Source organism: Cupriavidus sp. 86D6 (genome assembly GCF_057815095.1).
Genome location: NZ_JBYPSB010000001.1, coordinates 128,344 through 145,180, shown reverse-complemented (window position 1 = coordinate 145,180; position 16,837 = coordinate 128,344). Strand labels below are relative to the sequence as shown.

The window sequence follows — 16,837 nt, the reverse complement described above, 5'->3', positions numbered from 1 at the left end:
CATGCAGACGCAGGCGCTATACTGGCTTGCCCCGTTCTTTTTCCCCCTTGCGGCCGGCGGCCAGATTTGATCGCACCATGACATTCCCCGCGCACGACCGGAACCTGTCGGTTTTCCATCACCCAGTACTGACGGTACTGGTGGACGACAGCAAGTCGTTTATCGACAGCCTGGCTTTCCAGATGGATGCATCGCGCGCGGTGGTCAGCTTCACCGATCCGCGCGACGCGCTGACGTGGATTCGCGAAGCGTATGCCACGCGGCATCCCGCATTCCTGCCGGTACGCGTCACGCACGACGACCTGACGTTCCTGTCCGAACGCCGCACGGTGCAGCTCGATGTCGACCGCATCCATCGCCAGATCCACGATGTGCATCGCTTCCTGCAGCCCGGCGTGGTGGTGGTGGATTACTCCATGCCACAGATGGACGGGCTCGAATTCTGCCAGGCGCTGGAAGACCTGCCGTGCAAGACCATCCTGCTGACCGGCACGGCCGATGAAAGCATTGCCGTGCAGGGCTTCAACCACGGGCTGATCGACCGCTACGTGAAGAAGCACGATCCAAACATGGTGGCGCGGCTGAACGACGAAATCGACGCGCTCCAGCAGCAGTACTTCGCGTCGATCTCGCGCACGCTGCGCGACCTGCTCACGCGCCATTCGTACTCGTTCCTGTCCGACCCGATCATGGCCGACCGCGTACGCCAGACGGCGGCGCGCTATGGCTTTATCGAGTACTACCTGTTCCCGAACCCCGTGGGCATGCTGCTACTGACCGCACAGGGCCATGCGACGCTGATGGTGATCGAAACCCGCGCCGGGCTGATGAGCCAGGTGGAGTCGGCCGAAGCGTACGAGGCGCCGGCGGCATTGATCGAAGGGCTGCGCGAGGGGCGCATCGTACCGTTCTTCTGGCCCGGCAACGGCATGTACACGCCGGCCTGCATGGACTGGGAACAATACTGCCTGCCGGCGGAACGCTGCGAGGGCAACGAGGAATATTTCTACGCGCTGTTCGACCTGCCGCGCCACATGCTGCAGGAGCCGGTGGTCAGCCTGCAGAGCTTCCTGTCGGAGTTTTCGCGCAACGGCGCGGCGATGACCGGGCGGAACAAGCTCGCGTAGTACTTCTACGATTTACACCGTTCTCCACACCGTTGGAGTGGGGTGCCAAGCCAGCGCGCACCGGATCGCCTTCGCGCGTCAGCCTTCTTTCTTCGCCTGATCCCGATTGCCGCCGCGCACCATGTCGAAACGGAACAGCCGGCATTCGATATTGCCGTTGTAGAGCGGCGTGCGGCGCGATTCCTTCAGACGCAGCCGCTTGGGCATCGACAGATCGCCCGTGAACACCCAGGCCTGCCAGCCCGCGAAGTTCTGCTTGAGCGTGGTGGCAAAGGCGCTGGCGAACTGGTTGGCGGCGGCCTCTTCCACTTCGTCGGGCGGCGCGTCCTGCATCGCATCGCGGCGGCTGCCGCGCACCGCGATACGCTCGCCATACGGCGGATTCATCATCATCAGGCCCGGCTCGGCAAACGGCGGCTGCACGAAGCGCGCATCGACCTGCTTCAGCGAAATATCGCCGGGCAGGCCGGCGCGCTGCCAGTTGGCCTGCGCCATCGACAGCATGTCCGTCGAAATATCGGACCCGGCGATCTGCAGCGTCGCGGCGCGGCTGGCGGCCGACTCGCGGGCGCGTTGCGCATCGGCACGCAACGCCTGCCACGCCCTGGTATCCGCGCCCTTCAGCCATTCGAACGCGAACGTGCGGCCCACGCCCGGCGCAATGCCCAGCGCCACCTGCGCGGCTTCCACCAGGAACGTGCCGCTGCCGCACATCGGATCGAAGAACGGCCGGTCGGTCTGGCCAGGCATCCAGCCAGCCAGGCGCAGGATGCCGCCGGCCAGGTTTTCCTTGAGCGGCGCCTCACCCTTTTCCATGCGCCAGCCCCGCTTGAACAGCGGCTCGCCCGTGGTGTCCAGGTACAGCGTGCAATCGGTCTCGGTCAGGTGGGCGTAGATGCGGACGTCCGGACTGACCGTATCGACACTGGGGCGTGCGCCCAGCCGTTCGCGCATGGCGTCGCAGACCCCGTCCTTGACGCGCAGCGCCGTAAAGTTGAGGCTGCGCAGCTGCGACTTGTGGGCGGTAATGTCCACGCGCAGCGTCTCGTCCGGCGAAAACCATTGCTCCCAGCGTTGCTGGCGCGTCAGCGCGTAGATGTCGTCCTCGTGGCGGTAGCCGCGCTGTGCCACGCGCAGCAGCACGCGGCTGGCAATGCGCGAATGCAGGTTGACCGCATAGGCCGCGGCCATCTCGCCCGAAAACGTCACGCCGCCCGGCATTTCGCGATGCACCTCGAACGGTGCCGCCGCCACCACGGCCGGGTACTGCGCAATCTCGCGCAGCTCCTCGGCCAGTGCCGGTTCAAGGCCACGCGGGCAAGGAGCAAAGAAGGCTTGAGTCATGGCGAGTCTTTCCAGAAAACAAAAACGTCCGCATCGCGGACGGGCAAGGCATGGGTCCGGTGTGCCGATCAGCCTGCCGCCAGGGCGCGGTCAAGGAAATCGAGCCGGTCCTGGCCCCAATACGGTTGGCCGTCGTAGACGAACCACGGCGCGCCGAACACATTGGCGGAAATCGCATCCTGCGTGTTCTGCGCATAGGCGGCCTGCACGGCCTGGCCTTCGCTGGCCTTGAGCAGGCTGGCGCCATCGAGGCCGTTCTCGTCGGCGATCTGCGACAGCGTGCCGCCATCGGCGATATTGCGCTGCTCGGCCCAGACGGCCCGCGTGATGGCGCCGGTCAGCGCCAGCGCACGGGCCGTGCCATGCGCGAGCTGGGCCGCGATGATCAGTTTGGCGGCGGCATCGCCCGACACCGGGAAGAACGTCGGATGCAGATTCAGCGGGATACCCAGGAAGCGGCTCCAGCGTTCAAGCTCGACCAGCCGGTACGCCTGGCGCTGCGGCGGGCGCTGCGCCAGCGGCACGCCGCCCGAGACCGAAAACACCTTGCCCAGGTCGGCCGGCTTCAGCAGCACCTGCACCTGGTGGCGGTTGGCGATTTCCACAAAGCGGGCATGGCCCAGGTAGACGAACGGCGACTGCGGCGCCAGAAAGTACTCGACCTGCTTGCTCATCACGACCTCATCGAAAACAGTGGGAACCAGACAGCTTAGAACGGCTTTACGACAACCAGAATCACGATGGCCAACAGCACCAGCACCGGCAGCTCGTTGAACCAGCGGTAGAACGTGTGCGAGCGCGTGTTGGCGCCGCGTTCGAACTTGCGCAGCAGCACGCCGCAGCCGTGGTGATAGCCGATCAGCACCAGCACCAGCGCCAGCTTGGCATGCATCCAGCCCTGCCCCGCGCCGCGCCCGATGCCGTAGCCGAGGAACAGCCACAGGCCGAACACCAGGGCCGGCACAGCCAGCATGGTCATGAACCGGAACAGCTTGCGCGCCATCAGCAGCAGGCGGCGCACGCTGGCCGGATCGGTTTCCATGGCCAGGTTGACGAAGATGCGCGGCAGGTAGAACAGGCCCGCGAACCACGAGACGACGAACAGGATATGGAAGGCCTTGACCCAGAGCATCTGCGTTTCCGCCTCCCCTTACGTGCGCACTTCGCCGTGACCGAACACGACGTACTTGAGCGACGTCAGACCCTCCAGCCCCACCGGACCACGGGCGTGCAGCTTGTCGTTCGAGATGCCGATCTCGGCGCCCAGGCCGTACTCGAAGCCATCGGCAAAACGCGTCGAGGCATTGATCATCACGCTGGCCGAGTCCACTTCGCGGATAAAACGCATGCCGGCGCTGTAGTTCTCCGTCACGATCGAATCGGTGTGGGCCGAGCCGTAGGTGTTGATATGCGCAATCGCGGCGTCCAGACCGTCCACGGTACGGATGGCCAGCACAGGCGCCAGGTATTCCAGCCGCCAGTCTTCCTCGGTGGCGTCAACCAGGCCGCTGAAGCCGGCGGCTTCCAGCGTGGCGCGCGTGTCGGGGCAGACGCGCAGTTCCACGCCCTTTTCCTGGTAGATGCGGCACAGCGGCGGCAGCACGGTGGCCGCGATCTGGCGCGACACCAGCAGCGTTTCCATCGTGTTGCATGGCGCGTAACGCTGCGTCTTGGCGTTGTCGCAGATGCGCACGGCCTTTTCCACGTCGGCATCGTCGTCGATGTAGACATGGCAGATGCCGTCCAGGTGCTTGATCATCGGCACGCGGCCTTCCTCGATCAGGCGCGCGATCAGGCTCTTGCCGCCGCGCGGCACGATCACGTCGACGTATTCGTTCATCGTGATCAGACGGCCAACGGCGGCGCGGTCCGTAGTCTCGATGACCTGCACCGCCTCGCCCGGCAGCCCGGCGGCGGCCAGGCCCTCGGCCACCAGCGCGGCCAGCGCCGTGTTCGATTCGATCGCCTCGGAGCCGCCACGCAGGATCGTGGCGTTGCCGGACTTCAGGCACAGCGCCGCGGCGTCGATGGTCACGTTCGGGCGCGATTCGTAGATGATGCCGATCACGCCCAGCGGCACGCGCATCTGCCCCACCTGGATACCTGTCGGGCGGAACTTCATGTTGCTGATCTCGCCGATCGGGTCCGGCAGCGCGGCAATCTGCTCCAGGCCGGCGGCCATGGTGTCGATGGCCTTGTCGGACAGCGTCAGGCGGTCCACGAAGGCGGCGTCCTGGCCATTGGCGCGGGCGCGTTCCACGTCGCGGGCGTTAATGGCCTTGAGCTTGCCGGCATCGCGCCGGATGGCCGCGGCAATCGTCAGCAGCGCACGGTTCTTGTCGGCCGTGGAGGCCCGCGCCATGGCGCGCGATGCCGCGCGGGCCTGCTGGCCAACGCGGTTCATGTAAGCGTGGAGATCGAACTCGGTCATGATGGTGTCCGGGCCCAGCCCGGTCTGCTGTGGGTGCCGCGATGTCGAAGCGCCGGCGCGGCTGCCGGCAGTATTCTGGTTGGTTCGCTGCCTGGGTCCGGGACGTCAGGCTGGCCGCGCGATCAGCAGCGCCAGTTGCAGCAGGCCGTCCCATGGCTCGGCTGGCAGGCTGCCCGCCGCGCCACCGGCGCCTGGCAGGTCGGCCAGGCCCTTGACCTGGCGGTCCAGCCGTGCGGCCATGGCCAGCGCGGCTTCCAGCTGCGGCATCGACAACCGTTGCGCGGCCTGTGGCACCAGGCGCTCACGCGGGCCCCAGACACGCAGTTCGCGCATCAGAACGCCCGCCGGCTTGCCAGCCGCCAGCCCTTGCCGGACCTTGGATAATACGCGAATTTCCTCGGTCAGCGCCCACAGCACCAGCACCGTGGCCTCGCCCTCGCCGCGCAGACCTTCGAGCATGCGCGTCAGGCGTGGCACATCGCCGCCCAGCATCGCCTCGGACAGCTTGAACACGTCGTAGCGGGCCACGTTCAGCACCGCGTCGTGCACCTGGTCGAACGTCAGCACGCCCGCCGGGTACAGCAGCCCCAGTTTCTGGATTTCCTGATGCGCGGCCAGCAGATTGCCTTCCACCTTGTCGGCGATGAACTGCAGCGAGCGCCGGCCGGCCTCGCCCGGTTCCACGCGCTGCTGCTGCAGGGCCAGCCGCTCGCCCACCCACGCGGGCAGGCGCGTGCGGTCCACGGCATCCACCTTGATCGATACGCCCGCCGACTCCAGCGCCTGGAACCAGGCCGATTTCGACGTGGCAAAGTCGAGCCTCGGCAACGTGACCAGCATCACAACGTCCGGCGACGGCTGGGCTGCCACGGCGCGCAAGGCCTCGCCGCCGTCTTTGCCGGGCTTGCCCGACGGCACGCGCAGTTCCACGATCTTGCGGTCGCCGAACAGCGACATCGACTGCTGGGCCTCGGTGACCTGGCCCCACTGGAAGCCGCGCTCGGCCACCAGCACTTCGCGCTCGGTAAAGCCCGAGTCCCGCGCGGCGCGGCGCAGGCGGTCCACCGCCTCCAGTACCAGCAGATGCTCGTCGCCATGCACCACGTAGAGCGGCGCCAGGCCCCTGGCCTGGGCCTGCTTCAGGTGTGCATCGAGTCCGTCGAGCTTGAGTTGCATCGTGTTGCCCTGTGCCTGCGAAGCGATCCGCGCGCGGCCGCGATCAGATCGTCTTGACCGCTGCCAGGCGGCGCATCAGCTGCTGCACGATGTCCTTCTGCATATCGCGGTAGAGCTGCTGCTCTTCGTAGTCCTTGGCCAGCGTATTGGCTTCGTTGTACGTCAGGTCGCGCGTCAGGATCAGCGTCGACGCCGGAATCAGCTCCTTGCCCGCGGCATCGCGCAGCCGGAAGCTGAACCGCTGGGTCAGCCGGTATTCGCGCACCACGCCCTGGGCCGTGATCGACAGGATCGACTTGCCGCGCGTATCGGCCAGCACGTCCAGCAACGCGTCCGCTTCCTCGCGCTCCTCCACGACCTTCGTGTCGGAGCCGTTGCGGATATTGCGGCGCAGGTCGGCGCCCATCAGCGAATTGGGCGGCAAGCCGATGTAGAGCCGCTTGAAAGCGAAATCGGCGTTCCCGCGCATGTGAAAGCCGCAGCCGGCCAGCAAGCCGGCCGCCGCCATTGCAGCCCCGATGGCGAGAAATCCGCGGCGTCCCATGTCCGGTCGATCCATTGCTTGTGTCTTCCTGGCTGTGTGGCTCAGAGCACCACGTTGACGAGCCGGCCCGGCACCACCACGATCTTCTTGGGCGCGGCGCCGTTGGCAAACTTCGCCACGGTCTCGCTGCCGGCGGCCACGGCCTCGATGGCGGCGCGGTCGGCATCGGCCGGCACCGTCAGGCTGCCACGGACCTTGCCGTTGATCTGCAGCACCAGTTCGATTTCAGTGCGTACCAGCGCGCTTTCGTCCACCTGCGGCCAGGCCGCGTCGAGGATGTCGCCGGCTTCGGCTGCATAGCCGAGTTCGGTCCAGAGCCCGTGCGCGATATGCGGCACCACCGGATACAGCACGCGCAGCAGGATGCTGAAGCCTTCGCGGCGCGCGGCCGGCGACGCGGCCTTGGCATCTTCCAGCGCGTTCAGCATCTTCATCGTCGCCGACACGACGGTGTTGTACTGGATCCGCTCGTAGTCATAGTTGGCCTGCCTGAGCACCGTGTGCAGCTCTCGACGCACATCGGCGTCAGCCGCCGTGAACTGGCTGCCCGCGCCATCGCGAATCGCCTGGGCGTTGGCGTAGCCGTAGTTCCACACGCGGCGCAGGAAGCGCGACGCGCCGTCCACGCCCGAACCGCTCCATTCGAGCTGCTGCTCCGGCGGTGCGGCAAACATCACGAACAGGCGGGCCGTATCGGCGCCATGCTGGTCGATCAGCGCTTGCGGGTCGATACCGTTGTTCTTCGACTTCGACATCTTCTCGATGCCGCCGATCACCACCGGCAGGCCATCGGCCTTGGCCGTGGCGCCCACGGGGCGGCCCCGCTCGTCGGTCTGCACGTCCACGTCGGCCGGGTTGTACCAGGTCTTCTTGCCCGACGCGTCTTCACGGTAGAACGTCTCGTTCAGCACCATGCCCTGCGTGAGCAGGTTCGTGAACGGCTCGTCGAACTTGACCAGGCCCATGTCGCGCATGACCTTGGTCCAGAAACGCGCGTACAGCAGGTGCAGGATCGCGTGCTCGATGCCGCCGATGTACTGGTCCATCGGCATCCAGTAGTCGTTGCGGCCGTCCACCATCGTGCTGGCATCGGGGCACGTATAGCGCATGTAGTACCAGCACGAGTCGATGAACGTATCCATCGTGTCGGTTTCGCGGCGCGCGGGCTTGCCGCACGACGGGCAGGTGCACGCCAGGAAACGCGGATCCTTGTTCAGCGGATTGCCGGTGCCGTCCGGCACCAGGTCTTCCGGCAGCACCACCGGCAGGTCTTTCTCGGGCACCGGCACCACGCCGCAGCTGTCGCAGTGGATCAGCGGAATCGGCGTGCCCCAGTAACGCTGGCGCGAGATGCCCCAGTCGCGCAGGCGCCACGTCACCTTTTTCTCGCCCAGGCCCTTGGCGGCCAGGTCGGCGGAAATGGCATCGACGGCCGCCTGGTAGGCCATGCCGTCGTACTTGCCGCTGTGGATGCAGGTGCCGTGTTCCTTGTCGCCGTACCATTCCTGCCACGCGTCGGTCGAATACGGCTGGCCCTTGACGTCGATGACCTGCTTGATCGGCAGGTTGTACTTCTTCGCGAACGCGAAGTCGCGCTCGTCATGCGCCGGCACGCCCATCACGGCGCCATCGCCGTACGTCATCAGCACGTAATTGCCGACCCACACGTCCACCTGCTCGCCGGTCAGCGGGTGCGTGACCTGCAGCCCGGTGGGCATGCCCTTCTTCTCCATGGTCGCCATGTCGGCTTCCATCACCGAACCGTGCTTGCATTCGTCGATGAACGCGGCCAGTTGCGGATTGTTCGCGGCAGCGTGGGTGGCCAGCGGGTGCTCGGCGGCCACGGCGCAGAACGTGACACCCATGATCGTGTCGGCACGGGTGGTGAACACGAACAGCTTGCCGTCGCCCACCAGCTTGCCGTCGGCGCCCCGGATCTGGTGCGGGAAGGCAAAGCGCACGCCCTCGCTGCGGCCGATCCAGTTCTGCTGCATGATCTTGACGCGCTCCGGCCAGCCCAGGTCGTCCAGGTCGCCCAGCAGTTCCTGCGCGTAGTCGGTGATGCGCAGGTAGTACATCGGGATCTCGCGCTTTTCGACCACCACGCCCGAACGCCAGCCGCGGCCGTCGATCACCTGCTCGTTGGCCAGCACGGTCTGGTCCACGGGGTCCCAGTTCACGGTGCCGGTCTTGCGGTAGGCGATGCCCTTTTCCAGCATCTTCAGGAACAGCCACTGGTTCCAGCGGTAGTAGTCGGGGCTGCAGGTGGCCACTTCACGCGACCAGTCGATCGCCAGGCCCATCGACTGCATCTGCTTCTTCATGTAAGCGATGTTGTCGTAGGTCCAGGCGGCCGGCGCCACCTTGTTGTTCAGCGCGGCGTTTTCCGCCGGCATGCCGAACGCATCCCAGCCCATCGGCATCAGCACGTTGCGGCCGTTCATGCGCAGGTAGCGCGCCATCACGTCGTTGATGGTGTAGTTGCGCACGTGCCCCATGTGCAGCTTGCCCGACGGATACGGCAGCATCGAGCAGGCGTAGAACTTCTGCTTTTCCTTGCCGTCGGGCCCGACAGCGTGCTCCGATACCTTGTAGGCATCGATCGCTTGCCAGTGCTGCTGGGCGGCTTGTTCAACGGCGGACGGAAGATATTTGTCTTGCATGGTCGGGACGACGGTCTGGGCAACGGTCACGCGCGGCGACTGGCGCGCCGGCGGCCGGGGGGATCGGAAAAACGAAAGAGACGATTATAACCGTGGCCGACGACGATTCCGGCCCTGCCACGGCGGCGCCCAAAGGCGCAAACGGCCCGCCATGGCGAGCCGCGAGACAGCGGTTTACTTCAGGCCCAGCACATCCTGCATGTCAAACATGCCGCTGGGCTTGTCGGCCAGGAAACGGGCGGCGCGCACCGCGCCATCGGCGTACGACTGGCGGCTGGACGACTTGTGGCTGATCTCGATGCGCTCGCCGATACCGGCAAACATCACCGTATGGTCGCCCACGATATCGCCGCCACGAATCGTGGCAAAACCGATCGAATTCGGATCGCGCGGGCCCGTATGGCCTTCGCGGGCATACACGGCACAGTCGTCGAGGTTACGCCCAAGCGCATTGGCGATCACTTCGCCCATCGTCAGCGCGGTGCCCGACGGGGCATCGACCTTGTGGCGATGATGCGCCTCGATCACTTCGATGTCGTAACCGGTGGACAGCAGCCTGGCGGCCACGTCGAGCAGCTTGAACGTGGCGTTGACGCCCACGCTGAAGTTCGACGCGAACACCACGCCGATCGACTTGGCGGCGTCGGCCAGGGCCTGCTTGCCGGCGGCGTCAAAGCCGGTCGTGCCGACCACGATCTTCTTGCCCAGGCGCTTTGCAGCGTCCAGGTGGACCAGCGTGCCCTCGGGGCGCGTGAAGTCGATCAGGCAATCGGCGGCGCCGAGCACGGCCTCGATATCGGCCGTGATCTTGACACCCGTCACCTGGCCCAGGAACAAGCCGGCGTCCTGGCCCAGCGCGGGCGACGTCGCATGCTCCAGCGCACCCGTCAGCGTGACGCCATCGGTATTCAGAACGGTTTCGATCAGCATGCGGCCCATGCGGCCGGAGGCACCTGCGATGGCGATTTTCATGGCGTGGCGTTGCGGTGTCGGAAAGACTGGGAAGACTGCGACCCGGCCAGACAGGCCGGGCGCACGGAGGCGATGGGCGGCAGCCAGCCGGCGCCGGCTTGCGATCAGCTGGCCGGTTTGTCCGGGGTGGCGCTCGTGGCCGGCCCTTGGGCAGCCGGTTCGGAGGCGGGAGGCGTCGATTCCACGGCAGGCGCCGGCGCGGCTTCCGGAGCCGAGGCGCCAGCAGCGGCCGGCGCGGAGGCCGGCTGCGAAGCACTGGCGCTGGACGTCGCAATGCCGATCTTCTGGTTGCGCTGCGCCGCCTTCATGCCGTCAATTTCGGCAATGAGTTCATATTCCGACGGCAAATCGCCACCCTGCCACTTCACCAGCTTGTCGTCATCAAAGAACACCGTGAACTGGCGCGACTGCACCACCGGCGTGCTGCCCCGGCGGAACGAGAAATAGTAGTCCCAGCGATTGCCGTGGAACACGTCCTGCAGCAGCGGCGTACCCAGCAGGAAGCGCACCTGGTCGCGCGTCATGCCTTCGCGCAGTTGCGAAGCCGCCTCGCGGGACACGAAGTTGCCCTGAACGATGTTGATGCGATATGGCGTGATGGCCTCTGCCACCTTGCGCGACGTGCTGTCGTAGGCCGAGCAGGCGCCGGCCAGCAGCGCGGCGGCCAGCAGGGAAGACACCAGCGCGGGGCGCATGGCGGACGAACGGAATGAACGCATGTATCTCGCTTCCAGACGGGAATGGTTCTGTGCCGGTCCCGACGCTCCGCAGACAAGCGGAGGCGGCCGGCACGGCCAGGCGCTTCGCGGGTACGCCACCTTGCGAGTGGCGGCCGGGCGCCATGGCACCGGGGCGACTTTTGTCGCCAAAACCCTTATGATTCAACTATCCAGACATTGTACTCTAGGGAGTCACGCCCATGCCGAGTCCGGCGGACCTCAAAAATATCGGCCTCAAGGCGACTGTCCCCCGCCTGAAGATTCTTGAAATCTTCCAGACCAGCGAGCAGCGCCATTTGAGCGCGGAAGACGTTTACCGGATCCTGCTCAACGAGCACATGGATATCGGCCTCGCCACGGTCTATCGCGTCCTGACGCAGTTCGAACAGGCGGGCCTGCTGTCCCGCAACAACTTCGAATCGGGCAAGGCGATTTTTGAACTCAACGAAGGCAAGCACCACGATCACCTGGTGTGCCTGGATTGCGGTCGCGTCGAGGAATTCTTCGACGGCGATATCGAGCAGCGCCAGCAGAGTATTGCGCGCGAGCGCGGTTTTGCCTTGCAGGAACATGCGTTGTCGTTGTACGGCAACTGCACCAAGAACGACTGTCCCCACAGACCCAAACGATAAGCTCGGGGGGGCGCGGTCCAGTCCCCACCATGCAGGCATTAAAAAACCGGCACGAGAGCGCCGGTTTTTTATTGGGCTTGCCGAATCGGCCGGCCGCTTATTCCTGCGGCAGGTTGTCCTGTTCGGCCTCGGTCACCACGCGCAGGGTGCGTGCCGCGGCGACTTGAGGCAGGCCCACGAATTCTCCAACGACCTGACGAAACAAGTGCCGGGCCCAGACCAGCATCGGATGCGTATTCCGGCTGCGGTGCCAGAACATGTTCAGGCCCAGCGTCGTGTTCAGTTCCGCCGGCAGCGGGAACGCCTTGAGACCATAGGTCTCGCAGGCCATGTCCTTGGTCAGCGCGTTGACCGTGAAGATCATGTCGGTCTGCGCCGCCAGTTCGGCCTGTGCACGCCACGAATGCACTGTCAGCGTGGCATTGCGCTTCAGACCGCGCTGCTGCAGCGCGTAGTCCAGCGGAATCAGCGCCGGCGCCGGCCGGCCTGTGCCGCCTGAATGCGCCATGAAGATATGGCTGCATTCCAGGTATTGCTCCAGCGTGCAATCGGTCTTGAGCAGTGGATGATTCTTGCGCGCGCACACCCACAGGTTCAGCGAGGTCACCATTTCCTCGACGATTTCCGGATGGCGCGTGGGGAATGGAGAAAATGCCAGGTCCAGCTCATTGGCGCGCATGGACGCCACGTCACTTTCCCAAGAGTGCGATTCCACCAGCCGGATATGCAGGTCCGGGGCCAGCTGCTTGATCCGCAGCACGAACCGATTGAAGACGGTATCGCCCAGTTCGGCCGCAAAGCCGATGCTCAGCGTGCCGGTGGCCACCGCGGGATCGAAATTGTCTGCATCGCCCTCGTTGATGGACGACCACAGGTCGAGCATGTCCCGGATTTTTGGACCCAGCTCCAGCGCACGGGGCGTTGGCGTCAGCCCGTGCGGCACGCGGATAAAGAGAGGGTCGTCGAAGATTTCGCGCAAGCGCCCAAGCGAATGCGATACGGCGGGCGCCGTCATATGCATTTTCTCCGCCACATAAGTGGCGTTCCGCTTGCTCAGCAGCTCGGTAAAAATCACCAGCAGCTTGGTATCCACGTTCACCATGATCAGGCCCGGTTGTTATGTCTCGCGCTTCTGGATGGCCCCACCACTTTCACTGGCTGCACATCAGATTTCAACAGATTCTTCCGAGTGTAAGAGAAAAAAACGGCAGGGAAAAGCAAATTCGGCATTTCTCGCACTACGCGATTCGGTAATCGGGGGATTTTTGACAACATTGGGACAGATAATGTCAAAAACCATGATCCCAGCGCGCGCGAGGCCCGCTATATTGACCTGAAAGGGCTCGATCCTGCCTTGCGCGCACTCACATTACCTCGGAATTTTCGGACGTGCATCATGACTTCCCCTCGTCTCGGCGTTGACCTTGCCAAAGCCTATCGGCTGCTCAATCACGGTCCCACGGTACTGGTCAGCGCGGCTCACGGCGGCCAGCGCAACATCATGGCCGCCGCCTGGGCGATGCCGCTCGATTTTGCGCCGCCCAAGGTGGCGGTCGTGCTGGACAAGGCCACCTGGACGCGCCGCCTGCTGGAAGCCAGCGGCGAGTTCGCGTTGCAGGTGCCCACGGTCAGCCAGGTCGATATTACCCAGGCGCTGGGCTCCAGTTCCGGACTGACCATGCTGGAACAGCAAGGCATCGACAAGTTCGCCGCCTACGGGCTGCAGACGTTTGCCGGCAGCGTGATCGGTGCACCCTTGCTGGAAGGCTGCGCGGCCTGGCTCGAATGCCGGCTGCTGCCCGAGCCCGCCATCCAGGCCGGCTACGACCTGTTCCTGGGCGAGGTGGTGGCCGCCCAAGCCGACAGCCGCGTCTTCAGCGAAGGCCGCTGGCACTTTACCGGCCATGACGGCCTGCGCACCATCCACCATGTGGCGGGCGGCCATTTCCTGGTGGACGGCGATGCCGTGGATGCCAAACCGCTGACACCCTGATCCCGCTTGCGGCCGGAAATAAAAAACGCGCCCGAAGGCGCGTTCTTCATGAGGCGAGCACCAATTACTTGGCGACGACGCGTGCCATTTCCAGGCACTTGTTCGAATAACCCCATTCGTTGTCGTACCAGCTCACGACCTTGATGAACGTGCCGTCCAGCGCGATGCCGGCTTCGGCGTCGAAAATCGAGGTACGGGCGTCGCCGCGGAAGTCCGTGGCCACAACCTTGTCTTCCGTGTAACCCAGCACGCCCTTCAGCGCGCCCTGGCTCTGGGCCTTCATCTCGGCGCAGATTTCTTCGTACTTGGCCGGATTTTCCAGTTCGACGGTCAGATCGACCACCGACACGTCCGACGTCGGCACGCGGAACGACATGCCCGTCAGCTTCTTGTTCAGCTGCGGAATCACCACGCCCACGGCCTTGGCGGCGCCGGTCGACGACGGGATGATGTTTTCCAGGATGCCGCGGCCACCGCGCCAGTCCTTGTTCGACGGGCCGTCAACGGTCTTCTGCGTCGCCGTGGCAGCGTGCACGGTCGTCATCAGGCCGCGCTTGATGCCCCACTTGTCGTTCAGCACCTTGGCCACCGGGGCCAGGCAGTTCGTGGTGCAGCTGGCGTTCGAGATGATCGCTTCGCCCTTGTACGTTTCGTGGTTCACGCCGTACACGAACATCGGGGTGTCGTCCTTCGACGGGGCCGACATGATCACCTTCTTTGCGCCGGCGTCGATGTGCTTCTGCGCGCCTTCCTTGGTCAGGAAGATGCCGGTCGACTCGATGACCACGTCCGCGCCAACCTCGCCCCACTTCAGTTCGGACGGGTCCTTGACGGCGGTCAGGCGGATCTTCTTGCCGTTGACGACCAGCGTGTTGCCTTCCACCGACACTTCGCCGTCGAAGCGGCCATGGACCGAGTCGTACTTCAGCATGTAGGCCAGGTAGTCCGGCTCCAGCAGGTCGTTGATGGCAACGACTTCAATGTCCTTGAAGTTCGCGGCGGCGGCGCGGAATACCATGCGTCCGATACGGCCAAAGCCGTTGATGCCGATCTTGATGGTCATGTCTATCTCCTAGAGTGCAATCGATAAAGCCGGTGGCCGGCGCCGGTCACCGGCGCATCGCACCGGCTGACCGCGCGGGCGGAAATTACTGGGCGAGCGTGGCGCGAACGGTGTCGGCCACATTGTCCACCGTAAAGCCGAAGTGCTTGAACAGCACGCCAGCCGGAGCCGATTCGCCGAACGTGTCGATGCCGACGACCGCCTGGACCTGGTACTTCCACCAGAAATCGGTCACGCCGGCTTCCACGGCGACGCGCGGCACGCCGGCCGGCAGCACGCTAGCCTTGTAGGCGGCGTCCTGCTTGTCGAACACCGTCGTGGCGGGCACCGACACCACGCGCACATGCACGCCCTCGGCGGCCAGCGCATCGGCGGCGCCCACGGCCAGGCCCACTTCCGAGCCCGTGGCCAGGATCACGGCGTCCGGACGCTTTGTGCGCGGGTTCTTCGCATCGCGCAGCACGTAGCCGCCGCGTGCGATATTGGCACGCGTGACATCGTCGCGCTTCTGGAACGGCAGGTTCTGGCGGCTGAAGATCAGGCAGCTCGGGCCGTTCGTGCGGCGGATCGATTCGGCCCAGGCCACGGCCGTTTCGGTCGTGTCGGCGGTACGCCAGACGTCCATGTTCGGGATCAGGCGCAGGCTGGCCACATGCTCGATCGACTGGTGCGTCGGGCCGTCTTCGCCCAGGCCGATCGAATCGTGCGTGAACACGAACAGCGTGCGGATCTTCATCAGCGCGGCCATGCGCAGCGCATTGCGGCTGTAGTCCGAGAACGTCAGGAACGTGGCGCCGTAGGGCACGTAGCCGCCATGCAGCGTGATGCCGTTCATGATGGCGCTCATGCCGAATTCGCGCACACCGTAGTTGATGTGGTTGCCCCATGCATCCACGCGCACGGCCTGGGTGCCCGACCAGTTGGTCAGGTTCGAGCCGGTCAGGTCGGCCGAGCCGCCCAGGAATTCGGGCAGCACCGGCGCAAACGCCTCGATGGTGTTCTGGCTGGCCTTGCGCGTGGCGATCGTCTCGGCCTTTTCCTCGCACTTGGCGATGAAGGCATCGACCGCGGCATCGAACGCGCCCGGCAGTTCGCCGCGCATGCGGCGCTTGAATTCGCCGGCTTCATACGGATGCACTTCGGCGTAGGCGTCAAACAGCGCGTCCCAGGCCTTTTCCAGCGCGCTGCCGGTGGCCTTGGCGTTCCAGGCGTTGTACACGTCTTCCGGCAGTTCGAACGGGGCGTGGGCCCAGCCCAGCGCCTCGCGCGTGGCCAGCACTTCGGCGCCGCCCAGCGGGGCGCCGTGCACGTCGTGGCCGCCTTCCTTGTTCGGCGCGCCCTTGCCGATGATCGTGCGGCAGCAGATCAGCGTCGGCTTGTCGCTGGCTTTGGCCTGGGCGATGGCGTTGTCCACCGCCACCACGTCGTGGCCGTCCACGCCGCGGATCACGTTCCAGCCGTAGGCCTCGAAACGCTTCGGCGTGTCGTCGGCAAACCAGTGCACCACGTCGCCGTCGATCGAGATGCCGTTGTCATCCCACAGCGCGATCAGCTTGTTCAGCTTCAGCGTGCCGGCCAGCGAGCAGGCTTCGTGGCTGATGCCTTCCATCAGGCAGCCGTCGCCCATGAACACGTACGTGTGATGGTTGACGATGTCGAAGCCCGGGCGGTTGAATTCCTCGGCCAGCAGGCGCTCGGCCAGTGCCATGCCCACCGCGTTGGTGATGCCCTGGCCCAGGGGGCCGGTGGTCGTTTCCACGCCCGGGGTGATGCCGTATTCCGGGTGGCCGGCGGTCTTGCTGTGCAGCTGGCGGAAGTTGCGCAGCTCTTCCACCGGCAGGTCGTAGCCGGTCAGATGCAGCAAGGCATAAATCAGCATCGATCCGTGGCCGTTAGAGAGCACGAAGCGGTCGCGGTCGGCCCAGTGCGGGTTGACCGGGTTATGCTTCAGGTGCCGCCCCCACAGCGCCACGGCGATGTCCGCCATACCCATCGGCGCGCCGGGGTGACCGGAGTTGGCCTGCTGGACGGCATCCATGGCAAGCACGCGGATGGCATCGGCCATCAGCTTGACGGGTTGATTGGCAAAAGGACTGGTTGCGGGATGGGCGAGGGCAGACATGCGAGAACCTGACGGCGGGAAAACCGCAATTTTAGCAGAAGCAGGCGGCAT

15 protein-coding genes are annotated in these 16,837 nt (G+C 65.2%); 3 read left to right on the top strand and 12 right to left on the bottom strand.

What is annotated here, in order from left to right; all coding sequences use genetic code 11:
* Positions 1–77: 77 nt before the first annotated feature.
* Positions 78–1,127, top strand: coding sequence for a response regulator (locus AC3G88_RS00660; RefSeq protein WP_153947278.1), 1,050 nt, complete (start codon positions 78–80; stop codon positions 1,125–1,127).
* A gap of 78 nt (positions 1,128–1,205) precedes the next feature.
* Here AC3G88_RS00660 and AC3G88_RS00655 read toward each other — a convergent pair whose 3' ends face one another.
* From AC3G88_RS00655 to AC3G88_RS00615, 9 genes are all read right to left on the bottom strand, one after another.
* Positions 1,206–2,471: a THUMP domain-containing class I SAM-dependent RNA methyltransferase gene (locus tag AC3G88_RS00655; protein ID WP_488892960.1), complete on the bottom strand. Its 1,266-nt coding sequence runs from the start codon at positions 2,469–2,471 to the stop codon at positions 1,206–1,208.
* Between the two features lie 68 nt (positions 2,472–2,539).
* Positions 2,540–3,145 carry a 2-hydroxychromene-2-carboxylate isomerase gene (locus tag AC3G88_RS00650; protein WP_488892959.1) on the bottom strand — a complete coding sequence of 202 codons (606 nt, stop codon included), beginning with the start codon at positions 3,143–3,145 and terminating at the stop codon, positions 2,540–2,542.
* 35 nt (positions 3,146–3,180) lie between these two features.
* Positions 3,181–3,603 carry a CopD family protein gene (locus AC3G88_RS00645; RefSeq protein WP_153947275.1) on the bottom strand — a complete coding sequence of 141 codons (423 nt, stop codon included), beginning with the start codon at positions 3,601–3,603 and terminating at the stop codon, positions 3,181–3,183.
* 18 nt (positions 3,604–3,621) lie between these two features.
* Entirely contained in the window at positions 3,622–4,902 is a 1,281-nt protein-coding gene (locus AC3G88_RS00640) for a glutamate-5-semialdehyde dehydrogenase (RefSeq protein ID WP_488892958.1), read from the bottom strand.
* A 105-nt stretch (positions 4,903–5,007) separates the two neighbouring features.
* The gene (gene holA, locus AC3G88_RS00635; protein ID WP_488773513.1) at positions 5,008–6,078 is read right to left on the bottom strand and encodes a DNA polymerase III subunit delta; all 1,071 of its coding nucleotides are present in this window, start codon (positions 6,076–6,078) and stop codon (positions 5,008–5,010) included.
* Between the two features lie 43 nt (positions 6,079–6,121).
* A complete protein-coding gene (locus AC3G88_RS00630) occupies positions 6,122–6,637 on the bottom strand; it encodes an LPS-assembly lipoprotein LptE (protein ID WP_153947272.1) in 516 nt (171 codons plus the stop codon).
* A gap of 26 nt (positions 6,638–6,663) precedes the next feature.
* Positions 6,664–9,285, bottom strand: a complete 2,622-nt coding sequence (gene leuS, locus AC3G88_RS00625) for a leucine--tRNA ligase (protein WP_488892957.1) — start codon at positions 9,283–9,285, stop codon at positions 6,664–6,666.
* Positions 9,286–9,459: 174 nt separating this feature from the next.
* A complete protein-coding gene (dapB, locus tag AC3G88_RS00620; protein ID WP_488892956.1) occupies positions 9,460–10,257 on the bottom strand; it encodes a 4-hydroxy-tetrahydrodipicolinate reductase in 798 nt (265 codons plus the stop codon).
* Between the two features lie 104 nt (positions 10,258–10,361).
* Entirely contained in the window at positions 10,362–10,976 is a 615-nt protein-coding gene (locus tag AC3G88_RS00615) for an outer membrane protein assembly factor BamE (protein WP_488892955.1), read from the bottom strand.
* 200 nt (positions 10,977–11,176) lie between these two features.
* Here AC3G88_RS00615 and fur point away from each other — a divergent pair, with 200 nt between their 5' ends.
* A complete protein-coding gene (fur, locus tag AC3G88_RS00610; protein WP_066732268.1) occupies positions 11,177–11,608 on the top strand; it encodes a ferric iron uptake transcriptional regulator in 432 nt (143 codons plus the stop codon).
* Positions 11,609–11,705: 97 nt separating this feature from the next.
* On the opposite strand, the gene AC3G88_RS00605 is transcribed toward fur, so the two are convergent.
* Complete coding sequence (locus tag AC3G88_RS00605; protein ID WP_153947268.1) at positions 11,706–12,710, bottom strand: LysR family transcriptional regulator; 1,005 nt, start codon at positions 12,708–12,710, stop codon at positions 11,706–11,708.
* A 294-nt stretch (positions 12,711–13,004) separates the two neighbouring features.
* Here AC3G88_RS00605 and AC3G88_RS00600 point away from each other — a divergent pair, with 294 nt between their 5' ends.
* Entirely contained in the window at positions 13,005–13,601 is a 597-nt protein-coding gene (locus AC3G88_RS00600; protein ID WP_488892954.1) for a flavin reductase family protein, read from the top strand.
* A gap of 64 nt (positions 13,602–13,665) precedes the next feature.
* Here the strand turns inward: AC3G88_RS00600 and gap are convergent, their stop codons facing one another.
* Together gap and tkt are read right to left on the bottom strand one after the other, a co-directional pair.
* Positions 13,666–14,664 carry a type I glyceraldehyde-3-phosphate dehydrogenase gene (gene gap / locus AC3G88_RS00595; protein WP_153947266.1) on the bottom strand — a complete coding sequence of 333 codons (999 nt, stop codon included), beginning with the start codon at positions 14,662–14,664 and terminating at the stop codon, positions 13,666–13,668.
* 85 nt (positions 14,665–14,749) lie between these two features.
* The gene (gene tkt, locus AC3G88_RS00590) at positions 14,750–16,837 is read right to left on the bottom strand and encodes a transketolase (protein ID WP_488773519.1); all 2,088 of its coding nucleotides are present in this window, start codon (positions 16,835–16,837) and stop codon (positions 14,750–14,752) included.